Annotated in this window: 10 protein-coding genes; 3 read left to right on the top strand and 7 right to left on the bottom strand. The window is 62.8% G+C overall.

The window, feature by feature from the left end; translation table 11 throughout:
- Positions 1–73: 73 nt before the first annotated feature.
- Positions 74–2254 (top strand): thiamine pyrophosphate-dependent enzyme, encoded by a 2181-nt coding sequence (locus ACEWPM_RS14795; protein WP_393963062.1) that lies wholly within the window; start codon positions 74–76, stop codon positions 2252–2254.
- Positions 2251–3279, top strand: a complete 1029-nt coding sequence (locus ACEWPM_RS14800) for an ACP S-malonyltransferase (RefSeq protein ID WP_393963063.1) — start codon at positions 2251–2253, stop codon at positions 3277–3279. Before ACEWPM_RS14795 ends, ACEWPM_RS14800 begins: the two co-directional genes overlap by 4 nt.
- A gap of 7 nt (positions 3280–3286) precedes the next feature.
- On the opposite strand, the gene ACEWPM_RS14805 is transcribed toward ACEWPM_RS14800, so the two are convergent.
- From ACEWPM_RS14805 to ACEWPM_RS14830, 6 genes are all read right to left on the bottom strand, one after another.
- Positions 3287–4687, bottom strand: a complete 1401-nt coding sequence (locus ACEWPM_RS14805; RefSeq protein WP_393963064.1) for a TRAP transporter large permease — start codon at positions 4685–4687, stop codon at positions 3287–3289.
- Positions 4688–4715: 28 nt separating this feature from the next.
- Positions 4716–5348 (bottom strand): TRAP transporter small permease subunit, encoded by a 633-nt coding sequence (locus ACEWPM_RS14810; protein WP_393963065.1) that lies wholly within the window; start codon positions 5346–5348, stop codon positions 4716–4718.
- A gap of 81 nt (positions 5349–5429) precedes the next feature.
- On the bottom strand, positions 5430–6446 hold the full coding sequence (locus ACEWPM_RS14815) for a C4-dicarboxylate TRAP transporter substrate-binding protein (protein WP_393963066.1): 1017 nt from the start codon (positions 6444–6446) through the stop codon (positions 5430–5432).
- Positions 6447–6574: 128 nt separating this feature from the next.
- Positions 6575–7582, bottom strand: coding sequence for a PAS domain-containing sensor histidine kinase (locus ACEWPM_RS14820; protein ID WP_393963067.1), 1008 nt, complete (start codon positions 7580–7582; stop codon positions 6575–6577).
- A 127-nt stretch (positions 7583–7709) separates the two neighbouring features.
- A complete protein-coding gene (locus ACEWPM_RS14825) occupies positions 7710–8495 on the bottom strand; it encodes a carnitinyl-CoA dehydratase (protein ID WP_393963068.1) in 786 nt (261 codons plus the stop codon).
- Positions 8492–10531: an acetate--CoA ligase family protein gene (locus ACEWPM_RS14830; RefSeq protein WP_393963069.1), complete on the bottom strand. Its 2040-nt coding sequence runs from the start codon at positions 10529–10531 to the stop codon at positions 8492–8494. Before ACEWPM_RS14830 ends, ACEWPM_RS14825 begins: the two co-directional genes overlap by 4 nt.
- A gap of 1145 nt (positions 10532–11676) precedes the next feature.
- Between ACEWPM_RS14830 and ACEWPM_RS14835 the strand changes: the two genes are divergently transcribed.
- Positions 11677–13071, top strand: coding sequence for a site-specific integrase (locus ACEWPM_RS14835; protein WP_076530836.1), 1395 nt, complete (start codon positions 11677–11679; stop codon positions 13069–13071).
- Between the two features lie 199 nt (positions 13072–13270).
- Here ACEWPM_RS14835 and ACEWPM_RS14840 read toward each other — a convergent pair whose 3' ends face one another.
- Positions 13271–13504, bottom strand: a complete 234-nt coding sequence (locus ACEWPM_RS14840; RefSeq protein WP_393963070.1) for a hypothetical protein — start codon at positions 13502–13504, stop codon at positions 13271–13273.
- Positions 13505–13563 lie beyond the last annotated feature (59 nt).

The raw sequence follows: 13563 nt of genomic DNA on the forward strand, positions 1-13563 counted from the left end.
AAACAAGGCTTGAGGTGCGCGCGGGGCACGGGCAAGGTGCGCGCCAGATCACCACCGCCGACAGGAGTGCCCAATGGACCGCGCCGATATCGTGCATGAAAACTTTCGCGCGCGCGCTGCGTCGGGCGATCTGCCCGAGGGCAGAGACCCCGCCGCAGCGCTGGAGCCCGCCGAGGCCATTCGCCTTTTCCGTGCGCAATGCCTCTCCCGCGCTCTCGACCGCACCAGTCGCGCGATGCAGAAGGCGGGCCAAGGGTTTTACACAATCGGATCAAGCGGGCATGAAGGGATGGCGGCGGTCGCCCACGCTCTGCGGCCCGATGACATCGCCTTTCTGCACTACCGGGATGCCGCGTTTCAGATCGCGCGCGCGGACCAGGTGCCCGGCCAGTCGATCCTCTGGGACATGCTGCTGAGTTTTGCCTGCTCGTCCGAGGATCCGGTATCGGGCGGGCGCCACAAGGTGCTGGGATCACGCGCGCTGATGATCCCGCCGCAGACCTCGACCATCGCATCGCACCTGCCCAAAGCGCTCGGTGCGGCCTATGGAATCGCTCTTGCCCGCCGGCGCCCGCCCGAGCACCGCACCCTGCCGCAGGACGGCATCGCGGTGGCGACATTCGGGGATGCCTCGCTGAACCATTCGACCGCGCAGGGCGCGATCAACACCGCAGGATGGACCAGCGTGCAGTCGGTGCCCCTGCCCCTCCTCATGGTGTGCGAGGATAACGGCATCGGCATCTCGACCCCGACGCCCAAAGGCTGGGTCGCGGCCAGTATGCGGCATCGCCCCGGCATCAAGTATTTCACCGCCAACGCGCTCGATCTCTACGAAACGGCACAGGTCGCCGCCGAGGCCGCGCACTATGTCCGCCGCCACCGCAAGCCCGCGTTCCTGCACCTGACCATGGTGCGCCTTTACGGCCATGCAGGGGCGGACCTGCCCACCACCTATATGCTAAAGGAGCGCGTCGAGGCCGAGGAGGCGAACGATCCGCTGCTGCATTCCGTGCGCCTGCTGGATGCCGCTGGTGCGCTGGCGCGCGAGGACGCGCTGGCGATCTATGACGAAACCTGCGAGCGCGTGTCGCGCGTCGCGGATGAGGTGACGACGCGCCCGCATCTGAAGACGGCCAAGGACGTGATGGCCAGCATCATCCCGCCCCGCCGTCTCTGCAAGCCCACCAACGGGCCCAGCCCGGAGGAGCGCGAGACCGCCTTCGGCAGTGACATGAAACAGATGGACCAGCCCCAACCGATGAGTCGCCTGATCAACTGGGCGCTGACGGATCTCATGGCCACCCATGGCGAGATCGCCGTGATGGGCGAGGATGTGGGCCGCAAGGGCGGCGTTTACGGCGTCACACAGCGCCTGCAACAACGCTTTGGCACCGACCGCGTGATCGACACTATTCTGGACGAGCAGAGCATCCTCGGCCTTGCCATCGGCATGGCGCATAACGGTTTTGTTCCCATCCCCGAGATCCAGTTCCTGGCCTATCTGCATAATGCCGAGGACCAGCTGAGGGGAGAGGCCGCGACGCTGCCCTTCTTCAGCTGCGGCCAGTTCACCAACCCGATGGTGCTGCGCATCGCCGGGCTTGGCTATCAAAAGGGGTTTGGCGGGCATTTCCACAACGACAACTCGCTGGCCGTGCTGCGCGACATCCCGGGCCTGATCGTCGCCTGTCCGTCGAACGGGCCGGATGCGGCAAAGATGCTGCGCGAATGCGTGCGGCTGGCGCGCGAGGAACAGCGCGTTGTGGTCTTTGTCGAGCCCATCGCGCTCTACCCAATGCGCGATCTTCATGGGCAGGGCGATGGCGGCTGGATGGGCACCTATCCCGCCCCGGACGAGCGCATCCGGCTGGGCGAGGTCGGCGTGCATGGCGAGGGCCGCGATCTGGCCATCGTGACCTATGGCAACGGGTATTATCTGTCGCGGCAGGCACAAGCCGCGCTGGAGGCCGAGGGGATCAACGCGCGCGTCATCGACATGCGTTGGATCGCACCCTTGCCCGAGAAAGCGCTGCTCGAGGCAGTGCGCGGGTGCCAATCGGTGCTGGTCGTCGATGAGTGCCGCCGCACTGGCGGGCAGGCCGAGGCATTGATGGCGCTCATGGTCGAGCGGGCCGAACTGCCCGTGACGCGCCTGACAGCCGAGGACAGCTTTATCGCCACCGGGCCGGCTTATGGGGCCACCATGCCCTCGGTCGATAGTATCATTGCCGCCGCCAAGGAGGCCTGCGAATGAGTTGCCGTGCCGTTCTGATCTGTCCCGGCCGGGGCACCTACAACAAATCCGAACTGGGCTATCTGGCCCGCCACCATGCGGGCGCGCCTTTGCTGGAGACCTTCGACGATCTGCGCCGCGCCGAGGGCCAGACATCCCTGAGCGAACTGGACGGCGCGGAGCGGTTCTCGACCGAGACGCACGGTACGGGTGATGTCGCGTCACCGCTGATCTTCGCCTGCTCCTACCTTGATCGCGCCGCGCTGGCCGAGGATATCGAGCTGGTCGCCGTCACCGGCAATTCGATGGGCTGGTATACCGCGCTGGCCGCTGCGGGTGCGCTGGATGCCGAGGGTGGATTGCAGGTGGTCAGCACGATGGGCCGCCTCATGCACGAGGCCGCAATCGGCGGGCAGCTAGTTTATCCTTGCACCGGCCCAGACTGGCGCCCCGATCCCGCGCGGCGCGCGGGCCTGATGCAGACCGTGCGCCAGATCGACGGTCATGCCGGGGTGCTGCGCCTTTCGATCGACCTTGGCGGGATGCTGGTGCTGGCGGGCGACGAGGCCGGGCTGGCCGAGTTCGAGGCCTCGGTGCCGAAACTCGACAACCTCTTTCCCATGCGCCTGCCGCATCACGCGGCGTTCCATACCGATCTGCAGGCCCCTGTCGCCGAGGCCGGGCGCGATGCGCTGCCCGCCGCGCTCTTTGGTCAACCCGAATTGCCGATGGTCGACGGGCGCGGCGGCATTTGGTGGCCGGGCGCCAGCGATCTGGGCGCGCTTTATGATTACACGCTGGGTGCGCAAGTCACCGAGACCTACGACTTCGCCCGCGCCATCCGCACCGCCGCACGCGAATTCGCGCCCGAGATGTTCATCGTCACCGGACCGGGCAACACCCTTGGCGGGTCAGTCGCGCAGTCGCTGATCGCTTGCGACTGGCAGGGAATGGCGGACAAGGCCGCGTTTCAGCAGCGGCAGGAGGATACCCCCTTGCTGGTCTCGATGGGGCTGGACGACCAGCGCGCCATCGTCACCGGGTAGGCACGGCTCAGGCCAAAGATGGCAGCCATAACACGATGGCCGGGAACGCGACCAGGAGGGCGATGGTGATGCCATCGGCTATGAAGAAGGGCGTCACGCCCTTGAAGACGTCCTGCACGCTGAGATCCGGCCGCACGCCCGCCACGACAAAGCAGTTCAGCCCGATGGGCGGCGTAATCAGGCAGAACTCGGCCATCTTGACCACGAGGATCCCGAACCAGATCGCGCACATTGGTCCCGACATGCCGAATGTGCTCTCCGCCGCGCTGACGAACTCGCCCCCGTTGAGGGCCATGACCGCCGGATAGACCACCGGCAGCGTCAGGAGCAGCATCCCGATGGCGTCCATGAACATGCCCAGAACGGCATAGGCCAGAAGGATGCAGACAAGGATCAGCATGGGCGACACGGTCAGCGAGGTGATCCAGTCCGAAAACGCGCCCGGCAGATCGGCAAAGCCGAGGAAGCGCACATAGATCAGCACGCCCCAGATGATGGTAAAGATCATCACGCTCAGCTTGGCGGTTTCCAGAAGGGCCGATTTCAGCTCGGCCCAGCGCATCCCACGCCAGAGCGCCATCAGGAAGACGACGAAGGCGCCGATGGCTCCGCCCTCGGTCGGGGTGCCCCAGGCGTCGCCGCCGAAGGGATTATAGACGAATAGGACGATGGTCGCGACGACGAAGAGGATGGGCAGCGCGGGCGGCAGGCTCTCGAACCTCTGGCGCCAGGTAAAGCCGCGCACCGGTGGGCCAAACCCCTTGATGCTGAGCGCCATGCCGACGATCAGCACCGCATAAACGATGGCCGAAAAGACGCCGGGAAGGAAGCCGGCAAGCAACAGCTTGCCCACATCCTGCTCGACGATGATGGCATAGATGACAAGGATGGCCGAGGGCGGGATCAGCGAGGCCAGCGTGCCGCCTGCCGCCACGACGCCAGCGGCAAAGCGTTTGTCATAGCCGATCTTCAGCATCTCGGGAATGGCGATGCGCGCGAACACGGCCGCCGTGGCCACCGATGCGCCGCTGACGGCGGCAAAGCCCGCAGTGGCAAAGATAGTCGAGACGGCAAGGCCGCCCGGCACCCATGCGATCCAGCGCTTGGCCGCCTCGAACAGCGCCTTGGTCAGGCCCGCGTAATAGGCCAGATAGCCGATGAGGATAAAGGTAGGGATCAAGCTGAGCGCCTGATTGGCGACCTTGGAATGCGGCACCTGCCCCGCCGTCTTGACGCCGACGGTCAGCGCCCAGAGAAATTCGTCGCCCGCGTAGCCTTTCTTCGACCAGAATATCCAGACGAGACCGACAAGCCCGGCCATCGCCGCAGCAAAGGCAACGCGCATACCCAAGACGACCAGCACCAGCATCATACCGGAAACGATCAGGCCAATATCAATCGGCTCCATCAGACGGCCCCTCTCGCATGGCGCGCGCTCATGCGTCGCGCCCGGTCAATTGCTCGGCTTCCATGCGGGCCTGGGTGGCGGCGTCGATCACCAGCGGCACGGCGACAGGCGCATCGGTGCCCGAGATCAGCGCGCGCAGGTACCCTATCGCCTGCAGCACCAGCCGCACAGCCAGCACCGAAAACGCGACGGGCGCCAGCAGCTTGGCCGGCCAGAGCGGTAGCGCGATATCCATGCTGCTGTCGCGGCTCCAAAGAGGCGCGCCAAAATCGAAGCTGCGCGAGAAATGGGCCCAACTGCCCCAGATCAGCAGCACGACCAGCGCGAGGATGACAAGCGTCGTGATCAACTCGACCAGCCACAGCACGCGGCCCCCGAGGGCGCCGACGACAATATCCATGCGGATATGCCCACCGTCGCGCTGCGCATAGGAGATGCCCATGAAGGCGATCAACGGCATCGCCTGCTCGATCCAGTCGACATAACCGGGCAGCGGCTGGTTCAGGAAATTGCGGCCCGAGACCGAGACAACGGCCAGCAGCATCAGCGAGAAGACGGCCAGACCGCTGATCAGCGCCAGCACCCTTTCCACGCGGTAAAGCCCGCGATCGAGGCGGCTGAGTAGACTGTCATCGGTCAGAACCGAGGCGGCACCGGCCATAGCTGTCTCCTGTCATGACTTGGGCTGTGGCAAAACCGGGGCGGCGGGCCCGCCGCCCCGGTGGGTGTCACGCTTGAAGGCTCAGTTGCCCTTCAACTCTTCCAGCTTGCCGGTGGTGAAGTCATAAAGCTCCTGCGCGGGCAGACCGCGGGCGCTCATATCCTCGACCCACGCGGTGGCGGCGGGGCCTGCGACGGCCTCGCGGAAAGACGCGATCCCCTCATCCGAGAAGGTGACCCGCTCGATCCCGCGCTCATCCAAGGCAGGGCCCCATTTGCCCATCGTGTTGGTTTCGTAGTTCTCGACGTAGTAATCCAGCGCCTCGTCGATCGAGCCCAACAGCGCCTCACGCTCTTCGTCGGTCAGATCGTTCAGGGCGTCGGTATTGGCGACGACAGGGCAGTTGACGGTGCCGGGGTTCAGGTTGGTGGTCCACCATTTGCCATTCTCGATGGTGCCGAAGGACATATGCGCGTGCGGCGCAAAGGCGACGGCGGTAACAACGCCGCTATCCATCGCCTGACGCACTTCGCTGGCCGACATCGAGGCGGGCACAGCGCCCACCGCCTCCATGGCCTCGCCGATGCCGCCCGTGGCGCGCACGGCGAGACCCTCGAAATCGTCAAGGCTCTGCGGCGCATCGCCAAGGCCGACGAGGTTGTATTGCGGCATGGGGGACGGCATCAGCAGCGTCGCGTTCCAGCGCGCCAGATCCTCCTGCACGGCGGGCTGGTCATAGAGTGCCATCGACAACTCGCGCTCCTGCTCCAGCGTCTCGACGCCGAGGAAGGGCAGTTCCAGTACGGTCAGGGTGGGGTTCTTGTCGCGGTGATAGCCTGCGCAGAACTGGGCCATCTCGAACGCGCCGATGGAGATGCCGTCAAGGTTTTCGCGGTTCTTGCTGAGACCGCCATAGCTGATGTTCAGGGTGAACTCGCCACCCGTCTTTTCGCTGACCAGCTCGGCCAGCTTCTCGACATGCTCGGTAAAGGCGCGGCGCTTGCCCCAGAGCGAAACGTTCCACTCGGTCGCAGCGGCCTGGCTGGCGAAACTCGCCGCGATGCCTGCCACGACGGCGCTTTTCAAAAAGGTCTGCATATGTCTTCTCCCTGTCGTTTCTTGTTTGGCCGGCGGCCATTCATTCTTTGGAATGTCGGACGACATTATAGAAATCGCCCGCGCGATCAACCGGCGCGCGCCGATTGCCCCCTCACACCCCCGATTGGTCAAAGGCGCGGCATGCGAAAGGTAAAGACCGTGCCGCTTTCGTCCGAGTTCATGGTAAGATCGCCGCCATGCCCGCGAGCGATCTCGCGCGCGATAAAGAGGCCGAGACCCAGCCCCTGCTGCGACTGTTTGACATTGCCCCGCGCGAAGGGCTGAAACAGCATCCGCCTGACCTCCTTCGGAATGGGCGCGCCCAGATTGGTAACCCACAAGTAGAACGAGCCGTCGCGATCCTGCGCCGAGACGGTGACGGACGCGCCCTCCTCCCCATGCGTGACGGCATTGGCCAGTAGGTTCGAGATCAACTGGGCGATGCGGCCCACATCGCATCGGATCGGATCGCAGAAATCATACTCGGTCACGATCCGCGTATCTGGATAGGCCAACTGAATTTCCTGCACCACCTGCTCGAGGATGGGCTGCACATCGTAGTCCTTGATCCGTTCGATATTCAGACCGCCGCCCAGCCGCGCGCGGGCGAAGTCCATCACGTCGTCGATCAGGCGTGCGATACGGTTGCTCGACCCCTTGATCGATTCGGTCATCTCCCGCACCTGCGGGTCCTCAGAACAGCGATCGATCGCCCGCGCCGCCGCGTTGATCGCCGCCAGCGGATTGCGCACATCATGGCCCAGAACGGCGATGAACTGCTCGCGCAGCGCCGCCTCATCCTCGCGCGTTTTCAGCGCCGCCTCGTTTTCTTTTTCGGTCGTGATACAGCGCCCCGAGCACAAGATATGCTCTCCTTCGGGCACGGCATTCCATGAAATCCAGTGATAGGAGCCATCCTTGCCCCTATATCGATTGACAAAATTCAGCGCGACCTCGCCGCGCATCAATTTATCGAAAACACCGTTCGTGTGGTCCAGATCCTCGGGGTGGATAAAATAGGAATACTTCTGCTCAGCGATGTCCTTCCGTGTGTAGCCAAGCAAGCGCAACCACGCGGGGTTGGTATCGATGAAGTGCCCCCGGTTATCGACGACCCCAAGCAGATCAGGTGTCACAAGCCAAGTTCGGCTACCGCTTTCTCTATGTGTCACGCCGCAGATATTTCCCGGTAAGGTTTAGTCGATGATAGCCTGCGGGGGGCAGGCTGTCATCACTCTTGACCCGGCGCTGCTTTGCGGCGGCTCAGCGCCCTTTCCAGACCGGATCACGCTTTTCCGCGAAGGCGCGCGCGCCTTCCAGCTGATCCTCCGACGAATAGAGACGGTCGACAGTGGGATATTGCCGCCGCGCGATCTTGTTCATCACGGTCTGAAAATCACTGCCTTCCGCGTCGCGCACGATCTCTTTCAGGGCGGCATAGACCAGCGGCGGCCCGCCCGCCAGACGGTCGGCCAGCGCGCGCGCCTCTACCATCAGGTCGGCTGCCGGGTGAACGTGATTGATCAGCCCCCAGCGCGCCGCCTCTTCGGCGTCGATCCAACGCCCGGTCAGCAGCATCTCCATCGCGATATGATAGGGAATGCGCTTGGGAAGCTTGGCACTGGCAGCGTCCGCCACTGTACCGGAATTGATTTCCGGCAGCGCGAATTGCGCATGATCGGCGGCCAGAATGATATCGGCGCCCAGCGCCAGCTCAAGCCCGCCGCCACAGCAGATGCCGTTGACCGCTGCGACGATCGGCTTGTTCAGATCCCGCAGCTCCTGGATGCCGCCAAAGCCGCCGACGCCGTAATCGCCATCGACCGCATCGCCATCCGCGGCCGCTTTGAGGTCCCAGCCAGGGCAAAAGAACTTTTCTCCACCGCCAGTGATGATCGCGACGCGCAAGTTGTCATCATCGCGGAAATCGCGAAACACCTCGCCCATGAGGCGGCTGGTTTGCAGGTCGATCGCGTTGGCCTTGGGCCGGTCCAGCGTCACTTCCAGGACATGGCCTCTTGTTTCGGTCTTTATCGGGCTATCGGTCATGGCTTGTCTCCTGTTCTGATGAGCGCATCCGCCGCAACGGCGCGCGTAGGGGTGCAGATCAGCGGGTTGATCTCGACTTCCTGCACCCGGCTTGCATTCTCCTTGACATAATCCTGCACCGCGCGCACGGCGGCGACAATCGCGGCGCGCGATGCCGCAGGCTGTCCGCGATACCCCGCCAAGAGCGGCGCGATGCGCAGACTGTCAATCGCGTCGGTGATGTCGGCCTCGCTGACCGGCAGGATCAGCGAGGCGCTATCCTGCAGGATTTCGGTCAGCACGCCGCCCGCCGCCAAGGTCAGGACAAAGCCATGCGCTGGATCGCGGACAACCCCGATGAGCAGTTCGGCAACGCCGCCGGTGATCATCTCTTCCAGCAAGTAGGCGGGCGCACTCATGCGCTCCGCCGCATCAATGACAGCCTCTGACGAGGCTAGGTTCAGCGCCACGGCGCCCGCCTCCGTCTTGTGCGCAAACCCCTCGCCCTTGAGTACTAGGGGCAACGCCATGGAATGCGCCGCTCGCTCCAGATCCGCCGCCAGGGCGCGCATCGACTGCGGCACATCCGCCCCATGTGCGGCCAGCGCAGCCTTGCTCTCCGCCTCGCTCAGGACCCGGGCTTCGCCCTCTGGTCCGGGCACCAGAATTGGCGCAGAAGGCGCTCGATAGCGGCCCAATCTGGCGGCTGTCTCGATCGCGGTCATTGCCTCGTCGATCCCCAGCAGCGGGATCATTCCCGCCTCGATGATGCGCTGCGCCATGCGCTCGCTCAGATTCTCTGGCAGGCTTGCGACAATGGCCAAAGGCTTGCCGGATGCGCGCACGGCAGCGCCGCCCGCGGCAATGGTGCAGTCCCAGGCCGCATCGCTGCACCTGTCGGTGCGCGGGTAGTCGACGACAAGACAGCCGAGGGCAATATCGCCCGACAGCGCCGCGCTAAACGCCTCGGTCATCCTGGGCACGTCATCCCAGATGAAGGTGTGGTAGTCCAGCGGATTGGCCAGTGCCACCATCGGCCCCAAAGCGGCGCGCAGCGCGCTACGCTGCTCCGCGTCCAGCGGCGGATAGATGACGCCCCGGCCCACGGCGGCATCCGCCATCAGGCTTGCCTCACCGCCAGAACAGGACATCGAAATCACTCGGTCCGACTCCAGCGGCCCGGCCAGATGAAGGAGTTTCAGCGTCTCGACCAGCGCAGGCAGCGTTGCCACCTGTGCCACGCCGAGCCGCGCCAGCAGGGCGCGGGCGCCCGCGTCGCTGCCTGCCAGCGAGGCGGTATGCGATACAGCCGCCGCTCGAGCCTGCTCGGACTTGCCGGCTTTCAGCGCGACGATCGGCTTGCCGAGCGCGCGGGCGCGATCCGTCAGCGCCTCGAAGGCACGCAAATCGCCGACACCCTCGATATGCAGGCCCAGCGCCGTGACGCGGCTATCCTCCAGCAGCGCCGTTCCAATCTCTGCCAGCCCCGTCTGTGCCTGGTTTCCAGCAGTCGCGACATAGGCGAGCGGCAGTCCGCGCGCCTGCATGGTCAGGTTGATCGCGATGTTCGAGCTTTGGGTGATCAGCGCGACACCCCGCTCGCACCGCTGGCCGCCATGCTGGTCCGGCCAGAGAAGCGCTCCGTCGAGATAATTGATGAAGCCGTAGCAATTCGGGCCGATGATCGGCATGGCGCCCGCCGCCTGCAAAAGCTGATCCTGCAGCGCATCACCATCACCGGTCTCGGCCTGCGCCTCGCGAAAGCCGCTGGCAAAACACACCGCTCCGCCCGCGCCCATCGCGGCGAGGCTTGCTACCGTGTCAATCGTCGCGCCCCGATTGACACCGATAAAAGTCGCATCAGGCGCTTTCGGCAGATCGTCGACCGCCGAATAGGCGTGCAGGCCGCCGACCTCAGCGCGTTTTGGATGTACCGGCCAGATCGGGCCGTCAAACCCCATGCGGCGGCATTGTTCAATGACGGATGCGCACCACACCCCGCCACCAACGACGGCGATGGATCTGGGGCGAATAAGACGGGAAAGGTCGCGCGTCATGTTGCCTGCTACTCCAAAAAAGATTTTGTGCCTCCGGCGGGGATATTGTCAACGAGATTTTCTTTGGCTGGAGCAGATGGTTACGGGAAAATGCGTTACTTGCATCTACCAACCGATCCACCAACAAAATGGCCAATTTTTTCAGGGCACGACACAGCTCAGGTTTCGTGTGAGAGCTTGTGGACGCCGACTGTGGTAGCATCTCAAAGACTATCTTCTGACTTTGCAAAGGTCCAGAGGTCCTAGCCTAAGGTCGACGTGTTGTTCGGCCTCGGTGCACCGGGGGAGTGCCGCCAACGCATCTTCAGGCAACGAGAGATTGCGGCTGGAACTTGAACGCCACCGGACCCGAAGCGGCTGGCCAGATAACATTGCAACAGCCGCCAACAGTCACAGGAGGCGTGAGTGGTCGATAGATCTGTTAGCCTTTTACTGTTCGGACGCAGCATTGTTTGAAGCCGGCCCCGGAAAAAAACGCGTTTACGCTGCTTAAATTCTTGCCGCTCACCTTCCCTGAACCTGAAGGAGAGTGAAGCGATGCGAAACACAGACTACACCAATCTTGGGCAGAAAGATCGGGATAACACAAAGGACCAAATCGCACGTCTCTCGCTCGCGGGATTGCAAAGATCGACATACGCAGGTGTCTTCGAGGCGGTGCCGTCGCAGAGGCAGACTTGCTGGACCTGCGATCTCATCTTGGATGGTTACAATCGTCGGTTAAACATCACCATCAATCGCAAGGCGGACCCAACACCTGCCGGCGACGCAGTGTGGCGCTACCGAGGTCGGTTGACCGGATTGCACCCCTTATTCCAGCGCCGTGCCTTCGACCTGACGGCCCAACCGGGAACCGGCTCCGCTCTTCGATTGATTGGCCGGCTGGACCTTCGTGTTGCCGTCCTGTGCGTCAGCGTTCTGCCCTGCGTGGGGGCGGATGGAGAGAGGCGAATATTATGCCTCTTGGAGGTTCAGCGCACATCTCTCGGTCATTAGACGTAGCAATACTCACCCTCAAACTCGGGGTGATCACTACACCCCCCGGTCGACAATCGAGGTTCGCAACCGCCAGAAGCTGGTTCTGCCATCACTCGAACGGGATACTGAAGTTTTCAACGCAATTTTTCAAAAATGAGACCATTTCCATGACGCTTTCTGACCGCCACCCGTCCCATGCGGACGACCTCATTCCAATGAACTGCAAAGGTAGTCCATCCGGTCATGAGGATGCCCCCATCTCCATTCAAATGAGCATCCATGCCTTCAAACTTGCGTCCCATTCGAATGCCGCGTTCAGCATCGAAGATCTGATTGAAAGCGGAACCTGGCAAAAATACGAGCGCCGGGCTGCTGCTCTCGCGCGCGCCCATCCCAGAGGGGATCCCTTCAAGGTCTTCCTCTCGCGCCTTGAAGTTGACGATTGGGCCACCTCCAACGCCAGGCAAGCCGATCGCTCTGCGCTGGTTCGCCTTGCCGCCCGCGACGTTCTGGAACTGATGCCAATTTATTGGCGGGAGACCTTGAACCGGATCGAGAGCGCAGAAGAGCAGAAAGAGTGTCTAGGCAGTCTGCGTCCTCATCTGTTCCCCTCGGTCAAACAGCAGATGAAGGACGCAGTCCGGCCGCTCTCTGGGGTGGAGAGAGCTCAGTTGGCGTCCGCGGTTCACTTTTTGATCGAAGTGCCTCCAGATCCGTTCCATGACCAAGCCCGCACCCGAAAACGAGAGGACAAGACCGCGCCAGACACCAGGCGCCGGCGGGATCGGTCGGCTCAGTCAACTTTATCGGCGCTCGGCCATCACGAACGCCGGAAGCGTGACGCTTTTCCCAATTATGATTGGCGCAGCCACTTGTGGACCTCTTCAATCGCAAGGGACCGACATCTGGACATCACGCGGCAGGCGATCTTGGCGACCATGATGCTCACTGGTGCGCGGCCGGCAGAGTTTTCGGAGGATTACGGCGTCGATATTCGTCTTATTGAAGTGGAAGGTGCGGACCGGCTGATCTTCCTGATAAAAGGTGCAAAGTGCATGACACAGCTTCATGAGGCTTTGCCAGCCAAGGGGCAATCGGTCCGTGAGATTGAGATCGCATGCGAGGCGCCTGAGGCAAGATGGCTTCGAGAAACGCTTCGAGATAAAGGCAATCTGCACCTGACCGTGTCGAGCCCGGGCAAGGACGCCAATGGAATTCCGCTGCCGGCGTCGGAAAGGCATCGCCGGGTTTCGGTCAGCCTTGGGAAACTTGTGACCCGATTGGGCAAACTGGCGTTCCCCAGCCTTCGGCATAACCTGACACCTTACGTGTTCCGGCATGCGGTGGCCGCCGACATGAAGAACTCAGACCGGTTCGATTCCGAGATGATCGCCAGCGCCCTCGGCCACCAAACTACTCGAACGCAACGGTCATATGGTCTCAAGAGCAGTGGCCGCAATCTATCTCTGGATCGGATAGAAGCCATAACCCGTGTCTCTGCGGTGAGCCCTGTTCGGGACTGTGGAAGATTGGAAGAGCGGTTTGGATCTGACGCAGGGTAATCACCCATGTTGGGCAGCTATCACCCAACCGAGCTCATCGGGTAAAAGGGCGGAGAGCGGACTTCCTCTGCGGCTGCGCTATTCCTGCTTTTCACCTTGAAGAGCTGACCTTCGACCATTCGACTCCTTATGCATAAATTGGAGGGGGCGCCAAGCGGCTCTGCCATCTCAACGCAATGACGGTGACAGCTTTCTCGCACTACGGTTTTGAGTGATCGGCTTCATTCTCTCCCTCTACTTCGATGGTCCCTTCGTCTGCCTTGGGCTTAACGTCGCGGCGCTCTCGTGGTAACGATGCAACGAAATCTTTGGAAAGGTATTCCTTCATATGGTCGCGCAGCATATCCATCTTGAGGCGTGTGCGGAGCGCATAGATTTCCTCGTCGGGTAGGTCTTCTAGCCCTTCCTCGGATGCCTTAGGCTCCAGACTCATTGATTTTCATAGCCAGAAGATGACGGTTGCGGCGAGAGCGACAGCGGACAGGAAGACCT

Source organism: Roseovarius maritimus (assembly GCF_043355895.2).
In the GTDB taxonomy this organism is placed as follows: domain Bacteria; phylum Pseudomonadota; class Alphaproteobacteria; order Rhodobacterales; family Rhodobacteraceae; genus Roseovarius; species Roseovarius maritimus.